Source organism: Pseudoduganella rivuli (genome assembly GCF_009674485.1).
Classification (GTDB): Bacteria; Pseudomonadota; Gammaproteobacteria; order Burkholderiales; family Burkholderiaceae_D; genus Rugamonas; species Rugamonas rivuli_B.
On the sequence record NZ_WKJJ01000008.1, the window covers coordinates 14,922 to 36,126 of the forward strand.

Consider the following 21,205-nt stretch of genomic DNA (forward strand, 5'->3'; position numbering starts at 1 on the left):
CTTACGCTTTGACCGTACCGGCCACGTCGAATGGCAGCTTACGCAAGCGCTTGCCCGTCAGCTTCGCGATGGCGTTGGCGTACGCGGGCGCCAGCGGCGGCAAGCCCGGTTCGCCCATGCCGGTCGGCGGCTCCGTCGACGGTACGATATGCACGGTGATTTCCGGCATATCCGGCATGCGCGCCAACGTGTAGTCGCCAAAGTTCTGCTGGTCGACCACGCCATCCTTCAGGGTCACGGCGGCTCCCGGCAACGTCATGCCCAGCCCCATCAGCGCCGCGCCCTGCACCTGCGCCGCCACCGTCAGTGGATTGACGGCCGTGTTGCAATGCACGCCCGCCGTCACCGTATGCAGTTTCGGCGTATTGCCCTTGAGCGACGCCGTCACCACGTACGCCACCACGGTGTTGAACGATTCGTGCACGGCCACGCCCCACGCCTGCCCTTTCGGCAGCTTTTTCTTGCCATAGCCGGACTGCTCGACGGCCAGGTCCAGCGCCGCGTGCACGCGCGTGTGCTTGGCGTCGATCAGCTTCTTGCGGTACGCGACCGGGTCCATTTTCGCGATCTGCGCCGCTTCATCGATCAGCGTTTCCATCACGAAGGCCGTGTGCGTGGAACCGACGGAACGCCACCACAGCACCGGCACATTGGCCTTGACGTTATGCACGGTCAGGTTCATCGGCACGTCATACGGTTCGCCCATGCCTTCCACCATGGTGGCGTCGACGCCATTCTTGACCATGAATTGTTCGAACGGCGTGCCCACGAGAATCGGCTGGCCCACGATGGTGTGGTCCCACGCGACGATATTGCCCTTGGCGTCAAGGCCGACCTCCGCGCGGTGCACGTGCGACGGGCGATAGTAGCCGCCCTTGATATCGTCTTCGCGGCTCCAGATGACTTTCAGCGGACCGGATTTGCCGGCCGCCTTGTACGCCGCCGCCAGGTTCGCCGCTTCCACCAGGTAGTCAGAGCTCGGCACGGCGCGCCGCCCAAAGCCGCCACCCGCCATCATCGTATGCAACGTCACCTGTTCCGGCTTCATGCCGACCGTGCGCGCCACGGCCGCCTGGTCCAGCGTCTGGAATTGCGAACCGGCCCACACTTCGCAGCTGTCCGCGCGCAAGTCGATCACGCAGTTCAGCGGTTCCATCGGTGCGTGCGCCAGGTAGGGGAATTCATAGACAGCGGAGATTTTCCGGGCCGCGCCTTTCAGCTTCGACGTGTCCGCCGTCTTGGCCGGCTGCCCGGTTTTTTGCGCCAGCGCGCGGTATTCCGCCATTTGCTTTTTCGTGTCGACCTTGTCGACGGCGGACGTGTCCCACTGCACGTTGAGCGCGTCGCGCCCCTGCTTGGCGGGCCAGTAACCGGTGGCGATCACAGCCACGCCACGGCCGCCACGGTCGGTCGCCACTTCCAGCACATCGGTCACACCGGGAATCGCCTTCGCTTTCGCCGCATCCAGCTTGGCCACCTTGGCGCCAAACACGGGAGGACGCGCCACCACGGCGACCTTGGTCCCGGCCGGCTTGAAATCCATGCCGAATTGCTGGGTGCCGGTGGTCTTGGCGCGCGCATCGAGGCGCGGCACGGGTTTACCGATCAAGACAAAGTCTTTCGGGTCTTTCAGCTTGACCGATTCCGGCATCGGCAACTTCATGGCCGCATCGGCCATGGCGCCATACGTGGCGCGCTGGCCCGCCGGGCCCGTGAGGATGCCTTTCGACGCCTTGACCTGGTCCGGGCTGACTTTCCATTCCGCGGCCGCGGCCGCTACCAGCATGGCGCGGGCGCGGGCGCCAATTTCGCGGTATTGCTGCCACGAGCTGCGCATCGTGTTCGAACCGCCCGTCATCTGGATGCCGAAGCCCGGATCTTTATAGGGATCGCCGGCCGGCGCCAGTTCGCCGCGCATTTGCGACCAGTCCGCATCCAGTTCTTCCGCGATCAGGATCGGCAGCGCCGTTTGCACGCCCTGGCCGAATTCCAGGCGGTTCACTTGCACGGTCACGGTATTGTCCGGCGCGATGCGCAGGAATGCATTGGGCTGATAAACCGGTTTTTGCGCCGGCTGCGCCTGGGCGAACCTGCCGCCGCCGCTGACAAAAAAGCCCAGCACCAGGCCGCTGCCGGCCGCTGCCTTCATGAAGGTGCGGCGCGACACGCCGCTACTCCCGCGACCCTGCGGTGCTGCCGCCTCGGCGACCGGCGCCAGGGCGCCGCCTTCATTTACCACTGCATCATCATTGATCCATTCTTTACGCATGGTATGGCTCCCGTAGTGGCGGTTCAGGCGATGGTTTTGGCGGCGTCCTTGATGGCGGCGCGGATGCGCTGATAGGTACCGCAGCGGCAGATATTGCCGCTCATGGCATTGTCGATGTCGGCGTCGGTAGGGGTCTTATTGGTGCGCAGCAGCGCGGTGGCGCTCATCACCTGGCCGCTCTGGCAGTAGCCGCATTGCGGCACGTCGTGCTTGACCCACGCATCCTGCACCGCCTTGCCGACGCGGTCCGCTTCCATGGCTTCGATGGTGGTGATTTTCTGGCCTGCCGTGATGGCGGAAATCGGCGTGATGCAGGAGCGGATCGGCGCGCCGTCCAGGTGCACGGTGCAGGCGCCGCACAGCGCCGCGCCGCAGCCGAACTTGGTGCCGGTCATATTCAGGTTGTCACGCAGCGCCCACAGGACGGGCGTCGATGGATCGGCATCCACCTGCATGTCGCGTCCATTGATATTCAAGGTAATCATCGGCAAACTCCCTCGTTAAGAACTCGTAAGAACACAATACGCACAATACGACACGGGCCGCGTGTATGCGGCCCCCGGGTAACACTGCACTGCGGATGAACTGCTGCTTACTGCTTGACCGTTGCCAGTTTGGCTTCCAGCGATTTCAGATCGATTGCCCCCGGCACGCGGCTGCCGTCCGCGAAGAAGATATTGGGGGTGCCGTTGATGCGCAGCTTCTGGCCCAGCGCCAGCACTTCATCGTTCGGCGTATTGCAGCCGGCCGGCGCCACTGGCGCGACTTTCCCGGACAACATCCAGTCATCCCATGCCTTGTTGCGGTCCGCCGCGCACCAGATGTTTTTCGACTTGGTGAACGAATCCGGCGACAGGATGTTGTACATGAACGTGTAGATCGTGACGTTGTCCACTTCCTTCAGCGTATTCTGGCGGAAGCGCTTGCAATAGCCACAGTTCGGATCTTCGAAAATCGCGATGACGCGCTTGCCGTTGCCCTTGACGGTTTTCAGCGCCATTTCCAGCGGCAGGTCTGAGAACTTGATCTTGTTGAGTTCGTCGATGCGTTCCTGCGTCACATTGGTCTGGGTTTTCAGATTGATGATCTGGCCCATGAACAGGTAAGTGCCCGTCTTGTCCGTGTAATGCACGTCGCCGCCGATGCGCACTTCATACAGGCCGGAATACGGGGTTTCCTTGATGCCGTCCACTTTCACGCCATTGCCCAGGCGCGGTTCGATATTCTTCTTGATCGTGGCTTCGACGGATGTCTCGGCGCCGACACAGGCCGCCACCAGGGCCGATGCGACCAATACTGCGGTCTTGCTGAATTTCATTTGTTCTCCGTTACAACTTGCCGAGGGCATGTGAAATAAGCCGGCGTTTGAGTACCGGCAACTTATCCAACAAGTTTAATCCTAAATTACGCGCCACGCGCACCGGCTCGAAACCGATGCCGAACAGGCGCTCCAGCCCGTCGGTGGCCAGTTGCATCAACAGCACGTCTTCCTTGCGGGCGCGCGCATAGCGGGCCAGCACGCGTTCGTCGCCAATGCCGCGGTGCGCTTCGCGCTCCGAAACGATGCGCACCAGGTCCGCCACGTCGCCAAAGCCCAGGTTCATGCCGTGGCCCGCCAGCGGGTGCACCACGTGGGCCGCGTCGCCCACCAGCGCCACGCGGTTCGCCACCATCGAATGGGGACGCATCAGCCGCAGCGGGAACGCGCGCACCAACTCTGGCTGCACGGGCGTGAGTTTGCCCAATTTATCGTGGGCATACTGGGACAGGCGCTCGGCCAGCACGGAGGCCGGCTTGTCCGCCAGCGATTCGGCCAACATGTCCGGCGCCGACCACACCAGCGACACCATGTCGCCGGGCAGCGGCAACAGCGCCACGATGCCCTCTTCGCCCGTGAACCACTGGTGCGCCACGCCATGGTGCGGGCGCTCGCAATGGAAGTTGGTGACGATGGCACGCTGCCCGTACGAGCGGTAATCCATGCCGATATCGCACTGGCCGCGCACCCACGATTCCGCGCCGTCCGCGCCGATCACCAGTTCCGCGTCGATGGCGGAACCGTCCGCCAGCCTGACACTGGCGCTATCGGCGTCGCACCGCAGTTCGACGGCCTTGCCCGCCACCATCGTGACATTGCTGGCAAAGCGCAGCGCCGCATCGAGCGCCTGGTTCAGGTTGGAATCTTCGACGATCCACGCCAGCGTGCCCGTGTGGGCGCCATACGCATCGAAATTCAGGCCGCCGGGCTGGCCGCCGTCGCCAAACACTTGCATGGCGTCGACCGGCGCGACACGGGCCGCGTCGAGCGCGCCCCATACTTTCAAGGCTGACAACAAATGGTAAGCCGTGTGGTTGAGCGCATACACGCGCACATCCCAATTGCCGCTGGCGGGCGGCGGGGCGGACGCGGCAGGAGTGAGCAGGGTGACGCTCTGCCCGGCCTGGGCGAACCCGAGCGCCGCCGCCTTGGCGACCGCGCCATTGCCGACGATGCAAATGCCGCTGCGCTGCCGCCGGGTGGAGGTGGTGGGATTATTCATGTCCCGCATTATATAGGGGGCCACCCTGCGCGCGGGCAGAGGGCCAGTACGACGGTCGGGATTGTGTCGGTGGCGATGCGCCGCGTATCAATCCGCGCTCGCCTCAAGAATTTTATGCATCGGCCCTTGCATTCTTTCAAAGAGTGGCTATAATAGCTGGCTCTTGGCCTGGTAGCTCAGTTGGTAGAGCAGAGGATTGAAAATCCTTGTGTCGGTGGTTCGATTCCGCCCCGGGCCACCAAGAATATCCTTCGCGAAACGCCGATCCATGCTGATCGGCGTTTTTGTTTCCGCAGCAAGAAGTCCTCGTGTCCGGTCTATTTCCGGCTCACCTTCCCACTGTCGCGCAACCGTCCGAATCGTCCGATCGGTCGGGGTTGAGCGATTGGACTTCCCAAGTGTCCATGTGGAGGCCGGCGCTCAGCCCAGCCAGACCGGATCGAACGCGGCAATGCCGGCCAGTTCGATGGTGACGCCGTCGGACAGCGTCAACAGCACATTGGCGCCTGCCGCGCCCACCGACGCCACCACCACGCCGGTCAACACGATGCGGTCGCCCTGCCCGCCGTTGAAATCCGTGATCACGTCATGCTGCGCACCGCCGCCGGCAGCCGGCGCATACACGAAGCGGTCGGCGCCAGCGCCGCCGGTGAGGGTGTCAGAGCCATCGCCGCCGGCAAGCGTATCGTTGCCATCGCCGCCACGCAGCACATCGTGTCCGCCACCGCCGGCGAGGCGGTTGTCCAGCGCGTTGCCGGTCAGCTCCACGGTGGCGTTGGCGCCGCAGATGACGTCTTCCACATTGGCCGGCACCGTCAGCACGGCCTTGCCGCCCGTGATATCAATCACGTCATGGCCCTGGCCGGGCGCTTCGACGATGCTGACCGCGCTGTCGTCCAGGGACACGATCGACAACACATAGCGGTCGTCGCCAGCGCCGCCGATCAGGGTATCGCGCGTGCTGTAGCCGTAGTTGCCGCCGCCGTGGCTGACCAGCGTATCGTTGCCTGCACCGCCATCGAGGATTTCGTCGAAATAAAACGTCGTGGCGCTATCGGACAGATAATCGTCAAAAGCCGTGCCGATCACACCGTTGATGTTGACCAGCGTGTCGTGCAGCGCCATGCCGGCCACCTGCCCGCTGCCCGTCACGTGCGCATATCCGCGGGTGCCGTCGAAGTGGTATTCGGTCGTGTTGGTGACGATGGCGCCGGACAGGAGCACCGTCACGCCGGCGCCGGCGGCGCTGTAGTCCACCGTATCGGGAACGCCCGACGGCGCCCAGTCGCCGCCGATCAGGGTGTCGCCATCGCCGCTGGCGACCAGCACGTCGCTGCCGTCGCCGCCATTGACCGTGTCGATGCCGGCTCCGCCGTCGAGGCGGTCGGCGCCCCAGCTGCCCTGCAGGCTGTCGTCGCCGCTGCCGCCCAACAGTACGTCGTTGCCGATGCCGCCATCGAGCGTATCGTTGCCGGCGCCACCAGCCAGGACATCATCGCCGCCGCGTCCCCACATGGCGTCGGCCCCCGCACCGCCATGCATATGGTCCGTGAGCGAGGTGCCCAGCAGCGTGCCGCCTGCCGCGGCAGCCGTGATGGTCATGGCCGCGCCGTCAAACACCGTGCTGGTGCCGGCGCGCTGCGCTGTTTCGCCGGCATCGGTGCCATACAGGTATTGCAGCGCTGCCAGGTCATAGGCGCCGTAATGCGCGGCAAACCGGCCGCCCGGATCATACGACGCCGTCATGACCGTATAGTCCTGGTTGTCCTCGGCCAGCGTCAGGCCGCCGTCCGACACCACCGCATGCTTCAGGCCCAGTGCGTGACCTATCTCATGCAGCAACACGTAATAGCCTTCGCTGCCCGGTTGCATGGCAGCATCGCGCATGAGCTGCGCGTTCAGGAAGACATCGCCATAGGTGCCCTCCTGGTCCAGGTTGTCCAGCGATTTGGGATTGTCGTTACTGAGACCATCGTCCACGCCCGGTTCGTAGGCGGTGCCGCCGGTATTGAGGTTCATGTCGCGCATGCCCAGTGCAATGTCGGCGCCCAGCGCGGCAGGCACTTCCTGGAACGACAGGCCGGTGGCCTGCGCCAGCACGCGGAAAATCGCGCGCGCCGCATCCATCTGCGCACTGTCGAAGGCTTCGAAGCCCGCCACGCGCGCCAGGTTGGGCTGGTGGCTATAGGCATACTCATTGTAGTAATCGGGCACGCCCGTCATGAAGCTGTACGTGACCGTCAGCGGCGTCCCGTTGGGGGCTTGCTGGATGAATTTGCCGTACCAGGACACACTGCATTGGAGCAGCGCCATGAACTTGCTGGAGTCCACGCTGCCCGGCGCAATCGATGGGTCGGGCACGAACGGATGCGCTGCCGGCACCAGGGGCACGGCGGCCACCGATGGCGCGCCCTGGCTGTCGAGCGCATGGGCGCTGCCCAGGCTCGCGGTCGCGTGGACCGCCCCCTCCAGCGCAGCGCCGGCGGCCAGGGCCGACGCGTCATCGGTCACGCCGGCCAGGAACTTCTTGGCGTAGGCCAGCGCAGCGGCGCCGTTATAGGCGCCCGGATGGTCGGAAGACGCCAGCGCCTCGGTAAAGCGGGTCGCCACCCGGACCTTGTTAGCCACGGCGTCCGCATCCTGGCCTGCCGCCGCATCGGCCAGCACCGCCACCACGTCGGCGGCGCCTATTGCGCCCGCCTCGTACAAGCCGGTCCAGAAGGCCAGCCCGGCAGCTTCCGCATGGCGGCCAAACAGGTTCAGGTAGACGCTGTCCACCACCTCGGCAGGTGTCCGCGCTCCGATCAAGCCGGCGTATTCCGGAGACTGGGCAAACGCTTGCGATACGGCACGGGTATCGCCGCCGGAAGCCGCCACCACGGCTTCCCAGTACGCCAGGCCGGCCACATCGGCGGGGCGATTGAAATACGCTACATACAGTTTTTCAATGGCGGCAGTGTAGCGGGTGACCATGGCGGCGCTCCTTTTCTTGCCAGCTTACGCCTGTCATGCCGGATTGCAACATTTTATTTGCACGCCGCCGGCAGTGGCGCCACGCGCCATGGGGACCGCTGCCGTAACAATATCCCGCGCCGTCGGCCTCGCCTTTAGCGTCGATGCCCGAAGATCCTTTCTTTATTTTCCCCGCCGTACCCAGCCATCTTGCCGCGCAGCCCGCTCCCCCTCCGCATCCAGCGCCGGACCCGCGATGCGGGCGTCGATCGCTTCCAGCACCACGGCCGGCATGGCGCTGGCAGCCTGCCGGTAGTCGCCAGCGGCGCCCCGCTCCGCTTCGGCCATCACCGGCAGGGTCCATTGTGCGCCGTTGCGGCACGCCAGGCCCGCCGCCGTCCCGATGCGGAAGCTGCGGCAAAAGGCGCCATCCCTGGCGGCAAAGCTGACGCCGATCGTGACGTTGGCGCCACCGGGCGCGCTGCCGGCCAGCTGGCTGGTCAGGGCCTCCGCCAACGCCCCCGTGGCCACCAGCGCGCCATCGGCACTGGCAATGCCGGACTGGGACTGATTGCCGCCGAGCAGCATGCTGCCGGCCAGCACCCCGACCGCCAGCGAGGCGGCCATGCCTCCCCACTCGGCCCATGACCAGCCACGGCGCGGCGCGCGGGGATCGGGCGGGACCGCCGCCGCCTCGGCCGGGCCACTCCCGCTTGCGCGGACCGCGGCCAGATCGGCCACCTTGCCCGGCAGCGCGGCGGCCGTCAGGCGCGCAGGCAATGGTTCGTCCAGCACCGGTGCAAACGCGCCAAACACGTCCGCGCGCAGCGCCTGGTGGCGCGCCACCCGGGCGGCCACTTCCGGGTCGCCGCGCATGGCGCGTTCGACTTCCTCGCACTCCGGCTGCGCCAGTTCGCCGTCGGCATACGCCATCAGGGTTTCATCGGAAAGGCTCATTTCACTGTCCTCGCTTGATCGGATAATAATTCCTGCAATGCCGCGCGGGCGCGTACCAGCCGGCTGGTCAGCGTCCCCATGGGGATTTCCAGCACCTCGGCCGCCTCCTTGTACGGCATGCCGTCCACCAGCACCAGTGCGACCACCATACGGTGCTCGTCCGACAGCATGCTGACCGCCTTTTCGATCGCCATGCGCTGCTGATGCGCTTCCGCGTAACCGTCGCCGACATGTTCGCCCGCTTCTTCCGGCGCAAACAGCCGGTCGCGCCGCATGCGCGAGCGCACCTCATCGATCCAGGCATTCTTGATGATCCTGAACATCCAGCTGTCGAGCCGCGTACCGGGCTCCCATTGCCCGCTGCGCGCCAATGCGCGCTCAATCGCGGCCTGCACCAGGTCATCCGCATCCTCGCGGTGGTACACCAGGGTGCGGGCGAAGCGGCGCAGGCGCGGCAGCAGGGCCGCGATGTCATGATTGATGGCGTGATCGGTCATGGATAACAGGTAAACGCTGGCGCCATGGATTTTAATCCCTGTCCCGTACGTTTTCCTGCTCAACAGGTACAAAGTACAGCCACTATATAATGATCCGACCAGCCATGATGCCGATCAAACCACTCATCACCGCGTTGGCCTGCGCACTCGTCACCTGCAGCGCCCACGCGCAACTGCGCTTGCCGCCATTGCAACTGCCGCAACTGCCGCAGTTGCAAGACCAGTTGGGCAGTCCCCTGCTGCGCGGCGGCCAGCGGCTGCTGGACCGCAGCGATCTTGGCGATTTGCGCGGCTTGCGCCTGAAGCAGGTTGGCGACTTGCTGAAATGGCACCGCGACGTGCTGGAAGCCGACCCGCGCGGCGAGCCGGTGGTACGGCGCCAAATCCTCGCGTGGCCGGCCAGCCCGCAAGGACTGGACATGGCGCGCGCGGACGGTCTGGCCGTGACCGGCGGCGGCGCCGATGGCGTCCTGGTCTTGCACCTGCCCGCCGGCGCGGACATGGCCGCCACACTGGAACGCCTGCGCGCCGCGGATCCCGAGGGCGCCTATGATTACAACCATATCTATACCGGCAGCGGCGCCGCGCCCCGGGAGCTGGCGCCATCCACCGGCACCGACAGCGTTCCGGCCGCTCCCGGCGCGGCCGCCGGGGCATCGCGGGTCGGGCTGGTCGACAGCGGCATCGAGCGCGGCCATGAAGTATTCGCCGATGCCGCCATCGTGCGATGGGGTTGCGACGACGGCCCCCATCCCAGCGCGCATGGCACGGCGGTGGCGGCCTTGATGGTGGGCCGCTCGGCGCGCTTCCAGGGCGCCGCGCCGCAAGCCACGCTGTATGCGGCGGACATATATTGTGACAGCGGCAGCGGCGGGTCGGCCGCGCGCATTGCCGCCGCGCTGGACTGGCTGGCGCGCGAGCAAGTCGCGGCAATCAATCTCAGCCTGGTCGGACCGCCTAACCAGATCCTCGAACGCGTGGTGCGCAACATGGTGCAGCGCGGCCACCTGCTGGTCGCCGCGGTCGGCAATGATGGGCCGGCCGCGCCGCCGTTGTATCCGGCCAGCTATCCAGGCGTGATCGGCGTCAGCGGCGTCGACAGGCAGGGGCGGCCGCTGCCGGAAGCGGCACGCGGTCCGCAAGTGATGTTCGCGGCGCCCGGCAGCCAGATGGTCAGCGCCGCCATCGGCGCACCGCCTTACCGCACCGTGCGGGGTACCTCGTTCGCGGCGCCGCTGGTGGCGGCGCTGCTGTCCCGTGGACTGGGGCCGCCCGCGCCGCACACGGCCAAGGCGGCAATCGCCAGGCTGGCCGAGTCCGCCACCGGCATGGCGGCAGGCGCCCGCAGCAATGACATTGGATATGGCGTGCTGGGGACGGCGTTCCGCACCGATCCGGCATCTTTCCGCTGACAGGCAAAAAAAACCAAAAAAATTTTCAGGGCGATGGATTAAACCGCCGAGGGCGGACGTTTTCCTTGCAACAGCCGCAGACGGTCTGCGGCGCCAACCAGGAGAACCATCATGAAAAACGTCACCATCGCCAAACCATTGATCATCGCCCTGTCCCTCGGTATCGCGTGCTCGGCCCAGGCCCAGTTGCTGGGACGGGGCGGCGCCGTCGGCGGCATCATCGGAGGTTCCGGCAGCTTCGGCGGCCAATTGAGCGGCATGACATCCTTTGCCGGCCGTGGCGACGCGCTGGAGCGCACGCGTTCAGCCACCAATGCCATCAATACCGATGAACTGCGCAAGCCGCGCAGCGCCAATGGCGAAGCCGGCGGCAATGGTGCGGCTTCCGGTTCGCTGGCCGGCAACGTGATGAAGAACGCCGCGCTGGTGCAACCCGTTGCCAACGGCGCAACCGGCAGCGCCAGTGGCAACGGCGCCGCCGAGGGTGCGGTCAGCGCCGACAGCGGCAACCATGCCGCCCTGCCGGACAGCGTGGCGCAAGGTGCACGCGGCGCGGTGCAGCCACTGCGCGACGGCGCCAGGTCCCAGACCGACAATACCCGCGGCTACACCCAGACCAGCGCGGCAACGGTCGCGTCTTCCGCCAAGGGCGGCAAGGCAGCGGCGGCCGACGGTGCACGCGCTATCGGTGGCGCGGCGGCGGGCGCCCAACCGTCGGCCGGCACCAGCGGCTCAGCGAATGGCGCGGCGAACGGCACCGCCGGCCCGGGCAGTAAGGCCGGCAAGGATAGTGGCAGCGGCGCCATGTGAACTCCCTGGAGACCAGGGCGCACGTTCCCCTGGCGTCCTGATTAAAATCCTTGCGCCGGCCCATTGGGGCTCCATGAATTCCCGGATTCGCGAATGTGGCCGGCGCCGGAGTGCGTGGAACTACGCGACCAGAAAACGTCTTTCTATATGCTCAACAGCAACGTGCCAACGAAATATCCGACACCGGTGGGATTTCTCCTACAAAATAAAGTATATTTGGATCCGTAAATGCGCAATGATGCGTCCAGCCTGCGCCCAGCAGGCGGCCGCGGCGGCACCTAACACGCCCCGATCTCAATGCGATCGCGCTCCCTCCTGCGCGCCCTTTCACATGCTCGGAAAGGAAATCACATGATTCAGGTCAAGACATCCCGGCAGTTGGCACTTGAACAGACTGCATTCGCCGAAGCTATCGAGCATAACCTGACGCGCATCGTCAGCGCGGCGGCGGCTGGCGATTTTTCCCAGCGGGTCGACACTGGCGCCTTGCCGCCAGCCGTGGGCAAGACAGGCGCCGCAGTCAACCGCTTGCTGGACAACCTGCAGGCGATCCGCGCTGACATGGACCGGATGCGCGCGGAACACGACAAGGGCGACATCGACGTGACGCTCGATGCACAAAAATTCGACGGTGAATTCCGCACGATGGCACAAGGCGTCAACACAATGGTCGGCGCCCACATCGCCACAAAAAAGATGGCCATGGACGTGATCAAGGAATTCGGCCGGGGTAATTTCGACGCCCCGATGGACAAACTGCCCGGCAAAAAAGCGTTCATCAACGACACGATCAACCAGGTGCGGGGCAACCTCAGGGGCTTAATTGCCGAGATCAACAGGATGTCGGCGGAGCATGACAAGGGCGACATCGACGTGACGATCAATGTGCAGCAGTTCGAAGGTGATTTCCGCACCATGGCGCAAAGCATCAACGCGATGGTGGGCGCGCACATTGCCGTCAAAAAGACAGCCATGGGCGTGTTCAAGGAATTCGGCCGCGGCAATTTCGATGCCCAAATCGACAGGCTGCCCGGCAAGAAGGCGTTCATCAACGATACCATCGATCAGGTGCGGGGCAACCTCAAGGGATTGATTGCCGAGATCAACCGGATGTCGGCCGAACATGACAAGGGCGACATCGATGTCACGATCGATGCACAGAAGTTCGAAGGTGATTTCCGTACCATGGCGCAGGGCATCAACGCGATGGTCGGCGCGCACATTGCCGTCAAAAAGACAGCCATGGGAGTGGTCAGGGAGTTCGGCCGCGGCAATTTCGACGCCCCAATGGAAAAACTGCCTGGAAAGAAGGCGTTCATCAACGATACCATCGAGCAGGTACGCGGCAACCTCAAGGGCATGATTGACGAGATGAACAAAATGTCCTCAGAGCACGACAAGGGCGACATCGACGTCATGATCGATGCCCAGAAGTTCGAAGGCGATTTCCGCACCATGGCGCAAGGCATCAACAACATGGTGGCGGGCCATATCGCCGTGAAGAAAAAAGCCATGGCTTGCGTGAAGTCCTTTGGCGAGGGCGACTTCAGTGCGCCGCTGGAGACCTTCCCCGGCAAGAAGGCGTTCATCAATCACACCATCGAGCAGGTACGTGCGAACCTGATGGCCTTGATTGACGACACGGGCAAACTGGCCAAGGCAGCCCAAGCGGGCCAGCTTGACACACGCGCGGACGCTAGCAGGCATAACGGCGACTTCAGGCGCATCGTCGAAGGCGTGAACAACGCGCTGGACGCCATCGTCATCCCGCTGCGTGAAGTGCAGCAGGTGCTGGGAGGAATGGAAACTGGCGATTTAACGCAATCCATCCAGGGCGACTACCTGGGCGCCTTTGCCGAACTGAAGAACGCCGTCAACAGCATGGCCTGCAAACTGGCGGAGGTCGTCAATGAGGTCGCGTGCGGAGCCGACGCGCTTGCCAGTGCGTCGGAAGAAGTCAGCGCTACCGCGCAGGCACTGTCGCAGGCAGCCAGCGAACAGGCCGCCGGTGTCGAACAGACCAGCGCCTCGATCGAGCAGATCACAGCCTCGATCTCGCAAAATACCGATAACGCCAAGATCACCGACGGCATTGCAACCAAGGCCGCACAAGAAGCGACGCAGGGCGGCGCGGCCGTCAAGGAAACGGTTTCGGCGATGAACCAGATCGCCAGGAAGATCAGCATCATCGACGACATTGCTTACCAGACCAATCTGCTGGCCCTGAATGCGGCTATCGAAGCGGCGCGGGCAGGCGAACACGGCAAGGGCTTCGCGGTGGTGGCGGCCGAAGTGCGCAAACTGGCCGAACGCAGCCAGGTGGCGGCGCAGGAAATTGGCGAAGTGGCGATCAACAGCGTGAAACTGGCGGAGATGGCCGGCAAGCTGCTGGATGAAATGGTGCCGAACATCAAGCGTACGTCAGACCTGGTGCAGGAAATTACCGCGGCGTCGGAAGAACAGTCGAGCGGAGCCGGCCAGATCAATGCGGCGGTGGGGCAGTTGAGCCATTCCACGCAGCAAAATGCGTCGAGTTCAGAAGAGCTGGCAGCCACCGCTGAGGAAATGAGCGAACAGGCCGAGCAGTTAAAGCAGACGATTTCGTTCTTTAAGCTCGCTGAAGCGAAACATCCCGGCACCATATCATTGGCGCGTAGCGCGCCGGTGGCTGGCCGGGAAACCAGCGGCAAGGCTGGCGTTCGCAAGTTCGCATCCACGCCGGCAAACAAGCTGTATCTGTCTCCGGATGACACGCAATTCACGCGATTCTAGCCGGGGGCGGGCTGACCCGGCCCCTTTCGCCTGGGCCACCGGGAATGCTTCAGGACCGCCTACGCGACGGCAGCCACCGCGTGCGGCTGTGCCGGCTGTGGCGCGGGCGGCGCGTCGAATTGATAGTCTGCGGCATCATGCAGCGCCCATGCGCCCTCCCCCAGCAGTTGCAGCACGTGGGTGTGGTAACGCAGCACGCCGGGACGATGCGCGATACTGATCAGCGTTGCACCACTTTCGCGCAGGCGCGCATAGAGCGACGATTCGTTGCCGCTGTCCAGCGCGCTGGTCGCTTCATCGAGGATGATGGTGCCAGGCGCATGCACCAGCACGCGGGCGAAGGCCAGGCGTTGCTGTTCGCCCACCGACAACAGTTTTTCCCAGTCCTGCACCGCATCCAGCCCGCCCATCCGCTCCGCCAGGTGGGGCAAATGGACTTGCTGCAGGATTTCCAGCAATTGCTCGTCGTCCAGGGCGGATTGCGCGCTCGGGTACAGCAACTGGCTGCGCAGCGTGCCGGGCTGCAGGTAGGGCTGCTGGGGCAGGAAGAAGCAGTCTTCCAGCGGCGGGCGATGAATGACGCCGCTGCCGGTATGCCACAAGCCTGCGATGGCGCGCAACAGCGAGCTTTTGCCGCAACCGCTGTCGCCGGTGATGAGCAGGGCATCGCCCGGTTTCAACACCAGGCTCAGTTCCTTGATCAGCACCCGCTCCGATTGCGGCGGATGCAGCGTGACCGATTCCAGCGCAAGGTGCCCGGCCGGACGTAACTCGATGCGCGGCGTGCTGCCTGCCGCGGTTTCCGCTTGCGCATCGGGCAGTACCAGGTCCGACAGGGCCTGGAGGCGGCTGATCCCCGCCACGAAGCGGCTCAGGCTCTCGAAATTATCGACAATGACCGCCACCGCGCCCAGCACCGCAGTAAATGCCCCGGCCGCCTGAATCGCCCGGCCGACTTCCAGCTCACCCGACAGGACGCGTTCCGCCAGGATCACACCCGGCAGCACCAGCGTCAGTTGGCTGAACGTGCGCTGGAACAGGTTGAGGGAACGCTGTTTCGTGATCAGCTTCGAGAAATTAGTGATGACCTTGTCGAGCTTGCCGTCGATGTGCGACCGCTCCTGCGCCTCGCCCCGGTAAAAAGCGATGGATTCGGCGTTTTCGCGTACGCGCATCAGGCTGAAGCGGAAATCCGCTTCGCGCCGCAATTGCCAGAAATTCAACTGAATCAGCGGGTTGCCGAATACATAGAGGGCAATCGTGGTGCCCATCAATGCATACACCGCCAACACCCCGACCAGCAAGTGTGAAATCGACCAGAGCACCGTGCTGAATGCCACCAGTTGCATGATCGAGCCCAGGAAAATCAGCAGGAAGTGAATCGACCGGCCGGTGAACGTGTTGATGTCTTCGCTGATACGCTGGTCGGGATTGTCGATTTCGCTGTCGGTGCCCAGCATGTAGTACTTGCGGCCTGTGAGGTAGCCGTCGAGAAAACGGCCGGTCAGCCAGCGCCGCCACTGGTTGGCGAACAAGTCGCGCATGTAGTAATAGAAAGCGTAGACCGGCACGGCGAACGCCAGGACCAGCAGGCAGGCCCGCACCGTGCTCCAGAAACGGCCGCCATCCCTGGCCGCCAGCGCCGACGTCATCTCGCCGGCCTGATTGTTCAGCATGACGGCGAATTTAGTCTCGAGCAGCATCAGGACCACCAGCAGCAACAGCAGGGCCCAGGCTTTCTTCCTTTCCTCTTCCAGCCAATAGGGTTTCGCCACATTGACGAACTGCCGCCACGCGGCGAGCGACAGGCGGGCGGATCGGATACGTTTCCCGGGCGGCGCCGGATCTTCAGGGGCGGCGGTGCCGGCGGAAGAGGTGGTAGCCATGGTCTTGCTCCATTCGCTGTCGTGGTCGGCCCGGGTCGGATTGGCGGGACCGGCAAATCATGCCTGCCTTTGCCGCCAGCCAAGCATCCCACCGGGTACACATCTATTCAGTGCGGAAACAGACATAGCAACGATTTGCAACAGGCGGATTTCCCATTTGCTATAATGCCAGACCTTGGCCTGGTAGCTCAGTTGGTAGAGCAGAGGATTGAAAATCCTTGTGTCGGTGGTTCGATTCCGCCCCGGGCCACCAGGAATTGCTGAGATAGCTCTACTATGGAACTGAGGCAACTGCGATACTTCGTGCGCGTGGTCGAGCTTGGAAGTATGGGGCGTGCGGCTGCGGACTTGGGCGTCGTCACGTCAACACTGAGTCAGCAAATCAGCCGGCTCGAAAGCGAGCTGTCGACCCGTCTCCTGCGCCGGACAACGACGGGCATTGCGCCGACAGACGCGGGACTGGCGTTTTGGCGTCAAGCGCAGCTGGCCTTGCGGCATGCCGATGAAGCCATGCGGGTCGCACAGCAAGCAAGGTTGGCCGGTCATGTCAGTGTCGGACTCGCACCTTCCACGGCGTCCGTCCTCGCATTGCCGTTCATGAACGCGTTGCGTCAACGCTATCCGGACATCAGTTTGAGACTGGTCGAGAGCCTGTCGGGCAATCTGTCAGCCATGCTCAACGCGCGGCAACTGGATCTTGCGGTCCTATTCGAAACCGACGCGGCAAGCCATCCACATGCCATTCCACTTCTCGATGAACGCCTGTTCGTTATTGGGGCATCCTCCTTGACCGGCATGCCGGCCGCCAAAAAGGTTCGGATTAAAGACATCCTCGCATTGCCGCTGGTCATGCCCAGCGGTACGCATGGGCTGAGGGCAATCGTTTCGACGGCATTCGCGCAGGCCAGGTGCAAGCCCAATATCGTCGCAGAGGTCGATGGTTTGGCGATTTTGATGGACGTGGTTCGCTCGGGCCTGGCCGCGACGATACAACCTGGCGCTGCCACAACGCGCTTGCCTGCTTCAGAGATCCGATTGGCCGAACTGGCGGAAAGAGGACTGCGCCGCCGCAATCTCCTTGCCAGTCTTCCCGAGGACGAGCTATCCCCGGCCGTGCTCGCCTCCCGTATTGTTCTCAGGGATGTGGTGCGGGAACTCGTGGCCAAGGCAGCTTGGCCGGGTGCGAGTCTTCACGAATCGTAAAGAGGTCTTGCTGGCGAGGGTACTACCTGGCATGAATGGCTTCACCTACCATTGTTTTCCAATCAGGAGGAAAACAAATGGTGGACGTGTTGGTCATTGGCGGAGGTAATGCAGCCCTTTGCGCAGCGCTGATGGCGCGCGAGGCCGGTGCTTCCGTACTCATGCTCGAAGCATCACCGCGCACGTGGCGCGGGGGGAATTCTCAACACACACGCAACTTGCGATGCATGCACGAGGCACCGCAAGATGTCCTGGTCGATGCCTATCCCGAAGAGGAATATTGGCAGGACTTGCTCAAGGTCACGGGCGGGATGACCAATGAAAAGCTCGCCCGGCTGGTGATTCGTGCTTCATCCACCTGTCGCGACTGGATGCGTCGTCACGGCGTGCGCTTCCAGCCGCCGCTGTCGGGAGCGTTGCACGTCGCACGCACGAATGCGTTCTTCATGGGGGGTGGCAAGGCGCTGGTCAACGCGTACTATCGCAGCGCCGAGCGGCTTGGCGTACAAATCCGATATGCCACGCCAGTGGCTTCACTGGAACTCGACGACGGCCGTTTCGTTGCCGCCTTTACGGCTGACGGGCAGCTCATCCCGGCCAAGAGTTGCGTACTTGCGGCTGGAGGCTTCGAATCGAATCGGGACTGGCTGCGCGATGCGTGGGGCCAAAACGAACGCGGTGAATGGCCTTCGGACAATTTCCTGATCCGCGGCACGCGTTTCAACGAAGGCATACTTCTCAAGCATATGATCAGCGCCGGAGCCGACGCGATTGGCGACCCGACACAGGCGCACATGGTGGCGATCGATGCGCGCGCCCCCTTATATGACGGTGGCATTTGCACCCGCATCGATTGCGTCTCGCTTGGCATCGTTGTGAATCGCGATGGCGCCCGCTTCCATGACGAGGGCGAGGACTTCTGGCCGAAGCGTTATGCGATATGGGGCCGCCTCGTCGCCAGGCAGCCCGGCCAGATTGCCTACTCGATCATCGACCAGAAGGCGATCGGTCGATTCATGCCCCCGGTTTTCCCAGGCGTTACCGCGAGCTCGTTACCGGAATTGGCGTTGAAGCTTGGGTTGCCGCAGGAAGCCTTTGTGAAGACGATGGCGGACTATAACGCCGCGTGCCAGCCAAACGATTTCGACCACACCGTGCTGGACCACTGTCACACCCAGGACTTGATGCCCCCAAAAACCCACTGGGCGCGCCCCATCGATACACCGCCATTCCATGGCTATGCGCTCAGGCCAGGCATCACCTTTACTTACCTCGGGCTCAAGGTCAATGAAGAGGCCGCGGTCCATTTCAACGGATGCCCCAGCCCCAACCTCTTCGTCGCGGGCGAAATGATGGCAGGAAACGTACTTGGCCAAGGCTATACGGCGGGAGTCGGCATGTCCATTGGTACAGCCTTCGGCCGCATTGCGGGTACCCAGGCTGCCAAAGCCGCCACACAGAAAGCAAACCATGCAGCAGCTTGAAGCCATCATTCGCGAGGGCCGAGCACTCGCTGCCCCTGCCTATCCCGTTATCCCTATCCTCAGCGCCAACGAGGCTGAAGTGAGTCGTCAGATGACGATCTGCAATTCCTGCCGGTACTGCGAAGGGTTTTGCGCAGTGTTCCCCGCCATGACGCGGCGGCTGGAGTTTGTGAAGGCTGACATTCACTATCTCGCCAACCTTTGCCATAACTGCGGCGCGTGTCTGCACGCATGCCAATATGCGCCTCCGCACGAATTCGCGGTCAACGTGCCACAGGCTATGGCCAAGGTACGCGTAGAGACTTACTCGGACTATGCGTGGCCGCCGGCGCTCGGTGCACTGTACAAGCGCAATGGCTTGATGCTTTCCGTCGCACTGGTTTCGGCGTTGACGCTGTTCCTGGCCCTGGCTGCCGGTCTTCGAGGTTCGCTCTTCAACGTGCTCCCTGGAGCGGGCTTCTACGCCATCTTCCCGCATCACTTGATGGTGAGCCTGTTTGCGCCAGTCTTCCTGTTCGCCGCGCTGGCACTTGGCCTTGGCGTCCGGAAGTTCTGGCGCGATGTCTCGCCTGGCCAGGCTTCATGGGAATCCATGGGGGATGCAGTCGATAAGGTGCTGCGGCTGAAATATCTGGATGGTGGACATGGCGATGGATGCCATAACGCGGATGACGCTTACACACTCGCGCGCCGTCGCTTCCACCATTTTACGTTTTACGGCTTCATGCTGTGTTTCGCCGCCACCGGCGTCGCCACGCTGTATCACTACCTGTTCGGCTGGGCAGCGCCTTACGGTTACACCACGATCCCCAAGCTGCTCGGCATTGCAGGCGGGGTCTCCTTATTGGCCGGTACGACAGGCCTGTTCTCGCTGAACCTGCGCCGGCATCCGCTGCTGGGTGACAAGATTCAGAAGCCGATGGATTTGGGCTTCATCGCACTGCTTTTCCTCATCGCGCTGAGCGGATTGGGCTTGATGCTGGCCCGTGCGACGCCCTATTTGCCGCCGGTCCTGTGCATCCACCTGGCCGCCGTCATGGCGTTGTTCGCCACACTGCCTTACGGGAAGTTTTCCCATGGTGTTTTCAGAAGCGCAGCACTGCTCAAGTGGGCCATCGAGAAACGGCAGCCGGACCGCCTTCAGTTGGGAAGCCAGTAGTCCAAGCCATCCGCTGGGAATCGTCCTTCAACCTTTCCTGGGCGTTGTTTTACCAGCGGAAGTGTTTCTGCTGGACAGTGTTCCGCTCACTGCATACACTGACAAATTGTCAGCCTGTCAATAAGAGACGATGACCCAGAGTCCCCTGCTGCTGCGGCGCTTGCTACGTGCGAAAGACCGGATGGACGGCGCTCCCCATGAGGAGTGGCCGGTGCAACGCCTGGCCGAGGTGAGCGCGGTCTCGGCCGCCTATTTTGCGCGCGAATTCAAGAAAGCCTTCGGCTTGCCGCCCCATCGCTACCTGCTGACCCGCCGCATCGAGCGCGCCACCGCACTGTTGCGCGACACCGACCTGCCGATTACCGACATCGCCCTGCAAACCGGCTGGACCAGCCTGGGCACCTTTGGCCGCATTTTCCGGGACATCACCGGCGCCAGCCCGGGCGAGCTGCGCTCGCATGCCCGCTCGCAGCCGCAGACCGGCGAGCAGATTCCCGAATGCGTCGCGCGCAGCGCACAGCGGCCGGACCTCAATATCGCAGTTTTGGAGAAGCGGCGCATCAAGGCCGCTGGCAAACTGTAGCCTCATTTTCCAAGGAGGCGATATGACTCAAAGTATCAATGTGGCCGGTATCTATGTGCGCGACCAGGACGAAGCGCTGGCGTTCTACGTCGGCAAGCTGGGATTCGTGGTCCATACCGACGTTCAGAACGGACACTATCGTTGGCTGACGGTGCAGCATCCCGACCAGCCATCGTTCCAGCTGGGCTTGTTCAAACCCGGACCGCCGGTGCATGACGCCGCCACCGCGCAGACCCTCAATGAAATGGTGGCGAAAGGGGCCATGCCGCCACTGGTCCTCACCGTGGACAACTGCCGTGCAGCGTACGAACGCCTGCATGCCTGCGGCGTGGAATTTACCCAGCAACCCATGGACCGCTACGGCAAAGTCGATGCCGGCTTCCGGGACCCGTCCGGCAACGGATGGAAGATGATCGAAGCGCCGGCGAAAGCGGATGCGGGGACAGCGCAATGAGCCGGCCCGACTGGATACGGCAAAGCCACCGCTGGCTGGCCATCGTTTTCACCGCGACCGTGCTGGCCAACTTCGCCGCAAGGGCGATGCACGCAGGCGAACCATCGCCGTGGATCACCTATGCGCCGCTGCCGCCACTGTTCCTGATGCTGTTTTCCGGCCTCTACCTGTTCGCACTGCCCTATATGGGCAAGCGCGGCAGGAGAGCGGCCTGACGCGTCGTTCAA

The 21,205-nt window shown here is 63.6% G+C and carries 17 protein-coding genes and 2 tRNA genes; 11 read left to right on the plus strand and 8 right to left on the minus strand.

Going from position 1 to position 21,205, the window contains the following annotated elements:
* Position 1 precedes the first annotated feature (1 nt).
* From GJ700_RS13690 to GJ700_RS13705, 4 genes are all read right to left on the minus strand, one after another.
* Positions 2 to 2,269 (minus strand): xanthine dehydrogenase family protein molybdopterin-binding subunit, encoded by a 2,268-nt coding sequence (locus GJ700_RS13690; RefSeq protein WP_154374684.1) that lies wholly within the window; start codon positions 2,267 to 2,269, stop codon positions 2 to 4.
* A gap of 23 nt (positions 2,270 to 2,292) precedes the next feature.
* Positions 2,293 to 2,754 (minus strand): (2Fe-2S)-binding protein, encoded by a 462-nt coding sequence (locus GJ700_RS13695; RefSeq protein ID WP_154374686.1) that lies wholly within the window; start codon positions 2,752 to 2,754, stop codon positions 2,293 to 2,295.
* A gap of 107 nt (positions 2,755 to 2,861) precedes the next feature.
* Complete coding sequence (locus tag GJ700_RS13700; RefSeq protein ID WP_154374688.1) at positions 2,862 to 3,587, minus strand: DsbC family protein; 726 nt, start codon at positions 3,585 to 3,587, stop codon at positions 2,862 to 2,864.
* A 10-nt stretch (positions 3,588 to 3,597) separates the two neighbouring features.
* A complete protein-coding gene (locus GJ700_RS13705; protein ID WP_371867948.1) occupies positions 3,598 to 4,818 on the minus strand; it encodes an FAD-dependent monooxygenase in 1,221 nt (406 codons plus the stop codon).
* A gap of 156 nt (positions 4,819 to 4,974) precedes the next feature.
* Here GJ700_RS13705 and GJ700_RS13710 point away from each other — a divergent pair.
* Positions 4,975 to 5,050: transfer RNA gene (locus tag GJ700_RS13710), tRNA-Phe, on the plus strand.
* Positions 5,051 to 5,229: 179 nt separating this feature from the next.
* Here GJ700_RS13710 and GJ700_RS13715 read toward each other — a convergent pair.
* From GJ700_RS13715 to GJ700_RS13725, 3 genes are all read right to left on the minus strand, one after another.
* Positions 5,230 to 7,782: a DUF4214 domain-containing protein gene (locus GJ700_RS13715; protein ID WP_154374692.1), complete on the minus strand. Its 2,553-nt coding sequence runs from the start codon at positions 7,780 to 7,782 to the stop codon at positions 5,230 to 5,232.
* Between the two features lie 162 nt (positions 7,783 to 7,944).
* A complete protein-coding gene (locus tag GJ700_RS13720) occupies positions 7,945 to 8,718 on the minus strand; it encodes an anti-sigma factor (RefSeq protein ID WP_154374694.1) in 774 nt (257 codons plus the stop codon).
* Positions 8,715 to 9,215, minus strand: a complete 501-nt coding sequence (locus GJ700_RS13725) for an RNA polymerase sigma factor (RefSeq protein ID WP_154374695.1) — start codon at positions 9,213 to 9,215, stop codon at positions 8,715 to 8,717. The genes GJ700_RS13720 and GJ700_RS13725 overlap by 4 nt, the downstream gene beginning before the upstream one ends.
* A gap of 89 nt (positions 9,216 to 9,304) precedes the next feature.
* Between GJ700_RS13725 and GJ700_RS13730 the strand changes: the two genes are divergently transcribed.
* The 3 genes from GJ700_RS13730 to GJ700_RS13740 all read left to right on the plus strand — a co-directional run bounded on the left by GJ700_RS13730 (position 9,305) and on the right by GJ700_RS13740 (position 14,209).
* Complete coding sequence (locus GJ700_RS13730) at positions 9,305 to 10,627, plus strand: S8 family serine peptidase (protein ID WP_229506993.1); 1,323 nt, start codon at positions 9,305 to 9,307, stop codon at positions 10,625 to 10,627.
* Between the two features lie 111 nt (positions 10,628 to 10,738).
* Positions 10,739 to 11,437, plus strand: coding sequence for a hypothetical protein (locus tag GJ700_RS13735; RefSeq protein WP_154374698.1), 699 nt, complete (start codon positions 10,739 to 10,741; stop codon positions 11,435 to 11,437).
* Positions 11,438 to 11,734: 297 nt separating this feature from the next.
* Positions 11,735 to 14,209, plus strand: a complete 2,475-nt coding sequence (locus GJ700_RS13740) for a methyl-accepting chemotaxis protein (protein WP_371867949.1) — start codon at positions 11,735 to 11,737, stop codon at positions 14,207 to 14,209.
* A gap of 59 nt (positions 14,210 to 14,268) precedes the next feature.
* On the opposite strand, the gene GJ700_RS13745 is transcribed toward GJ700_RS13740, so the two are convergent.
* Positions 14,269 to 16,095 carry an ABC transporter ATP-binding protein/permease gene (locus GJ700_RS13745; protein WP_154374700.1) on the minus strand — a complete coding sequence of 609 codons (1,827 nt, stop codon included), beginning with the start codon at positions 16,093 to 16,095 and terminating at the stop codon, positions 14,269 to 14,271.
* A 177-nt stretch (positions 16,096 to 16,272) separates the two neighbouring features.
* Between GJ700_RS13745 and GJ700_RS13750 the strand changes: the two genes are divergently transcribed.
* The 7 genes from GJ700_RS13750 to GJ700_RS13780 all read left to right on the plus strand — a co-directional run bounded on the left by GJ700_RS13750 (position 16,273) and on the right by GJ700_RS13780 (position 21,193).
* Positions 16,273 to 16,348 (plus strand) — tRNA-Phe (locus GJ700_RS13750).
* 23 nt (positions 16,349 to 16,371) lie between these two features.
* A complete protein-coding gene (locus GJ700_RS13755; protein WP_154374702.1) occupies positions 16,372 to 17,298 on the plus strand; it encodes a LysR family transcriptional regulator in 927 nt (308 codons plus the stop codon).
* 77 nt (positions 17,299 to 17,375) lie between these two features.
* The gene (tcuA, locus tag GJ700_RS13760; protein WP_154374704.1) at positions 17,376 to 18,782 is read left to right on the plus strand and encodes an FAD-dependent tricarballylate dehydrogenase TcuA; all 1,407 of its coding nucleotides are present in this window, start codon (positions 17,376 to 17,378) and stop codon (positions 18,780 to 18,782) included.
* Positions 18,769 to 19,941, plus strand: coding sequence for a tricarballylate utilization 4Fe-4S protein TcuB (gene tcuB / locus GJ700_RS13765; protein WP_154374706.1), 1,173 nt, complete (start codon positions 18,769 to 18,771; stop codon positions 19,939 to 19,941). The genes tcuA and tcuB overlap by 14 nt, the downstream gene beginning before the upstream one ends.
* A gap of 130 nt (positions 19,942 to 20,071) precedes the next feature.
* Positions 20,072 to 20,524, plus strand: a complete 453-nt coding sequence (locus tag GJ700_RS13770) for a helix-turn-helix transcriptional regulator (RefSeq protein ID WP_154374709.1) — start codon at positions 20,072 to 20,074, stop codon at positions 20,522 to 20,524.
* Between the two features lie 22 nt (positions 20,525 to 20,546).
* On the plus strand, positions 20,547 to 20,978 hold the full coding sequence (locus GJ700_RS13775; protein WP_154374711.1) for a VOC family protein: 432 nt from the start codon (positions 20,547 to 20,549) through the stop codon (positions 20,976 to 20,978).
* A complete protein-coding gene (locus tag GJ700_RS13780; protein WP_154374713.1) occupies positions 20,975 to 21,193 on the plus strand; it encodes a hypothetical protein in 219 nt (72 codons plus the stop codon). Before GJ700_RS13775 ends, GJ700_RS13780 begins: the two co-directional genes overlap by 4 nt.
* The last annotated feature ends 12 nt before the right edge of the window (positions 21,194 to 21,205 follow it).

Coding starts and splice junctions, on each gene's coding strand:
- GJ700_RS13690 (WP_154374684.1), bottom strand. CDS start 2,269: ATGCGTAAAGAATGGATCAATGATGATGCAGTGGTAAATGAAGGCGGC.
- GJ700_RS13695 (WP_154374686.1), bottom strand. CDS start 2,754: ATGATTACCTTGAATATCAATGGACGCGACATGCAGGTGGATGCCGAT.
- GJ700_RS13700 (WP_154374688.1), bottom strand. CDS start 3,587: ATGAAATTCAGCAAGACCGCAGTATTGGTCGCATCGGCCCTGGTGGCG.
- GJ700_RS13705 (WP_371867948.1), bottom strand. CDS start 4,818: ATGCGGGACATGAATAATCCCACCACCTCCACCCGGCGGCAGCGCAGC.
- GJ700_RS13715 (WP_154374692.1), bottom strand. CDS start 7,782: ATGGTCACCCGCTACACTGCCGCCATTGAAAAACTGTATGTAGCGTAT.
- GJ700_RS13720 (WP_154374694.1), bottom strand. CDS start 8,718: ATGAGCCTTTCCGATGAAACCCTGATGGCGTATGCCGACGGCGAACTG.
- GJ700_RS13725 (WP_154374695.1), bottom strand. CDS start 9,215: ATGACCGATCACGCCATCAATCATGACATCGCGGCCCTGCTGCCGCGC.
- GJ700_RS13730 (WP_229506993.1), top strand. CDS start 9,305: ATGATCCGACCAGCCATGATGCCGATCAAACCACTCATCACCGCGTTG.
- GJ700_RS13735 (WP_154374698.1), top strand. CDS start 10,739: ATGAAAAACGTCACCATCGCCAAACCATTGATCATCGCCCTGTCCCTC.
- GJ700_RS13740 (WP_371867949.1), top strand. CDS start 11,735: ATGCGATCGCGCTCCCTCCTGCGCGCCCTTTCACATGCTCGGAAAGGA.
- GJ700_RS13745 (WP_154374700.1), bottom strand. CDS start 16,095: ATGGCTACCACCTCTTCCGCCGGCACCGCCGCCCCTGAAGATCCGGCG.
- GJ700_RS13755 (WP_154374702.1), top strand. CDS start 16,372: ATGGAACTGAGGCAACTGCGATACTTCGTGCGCGTGGTCGAGCTTGGA.
- tcuA (WP_154374704.1), top strand. CDS start 17,376: ATGGTGGACGTGTTGGTCATTGGCGGAGGTAATGCAGCCCTTTGCGCA.
- tcuB (WP_154374706.1), top strand. CDS start 18,769: ATGCAGCAGCTTGAAGCCATCATTCGCGAGGGCCGAGCACTCGCTGCC.
- GJ700_RS13770 (WP_154374709.1), top strand. CDS start 20,072: ATGACCCAGAGTCCCCTGCTGCTGCGGCGCTTGCTACGTGCGAAAGAC.
- GJ700_RS13775 (WP_154374711.1), top strand. CDS start 20,547: ATGACTCAAAGTATCAATGTGGCCGGTATCTATGTGCGCGACCAGGAC.
- GJ700_RS13780 (WP_154374713.1), top strand. CDS start 20,975: ATGAGCCGGCCCGACTGGATACGGCAAAGCCACCGCTGGCTGGCCATC.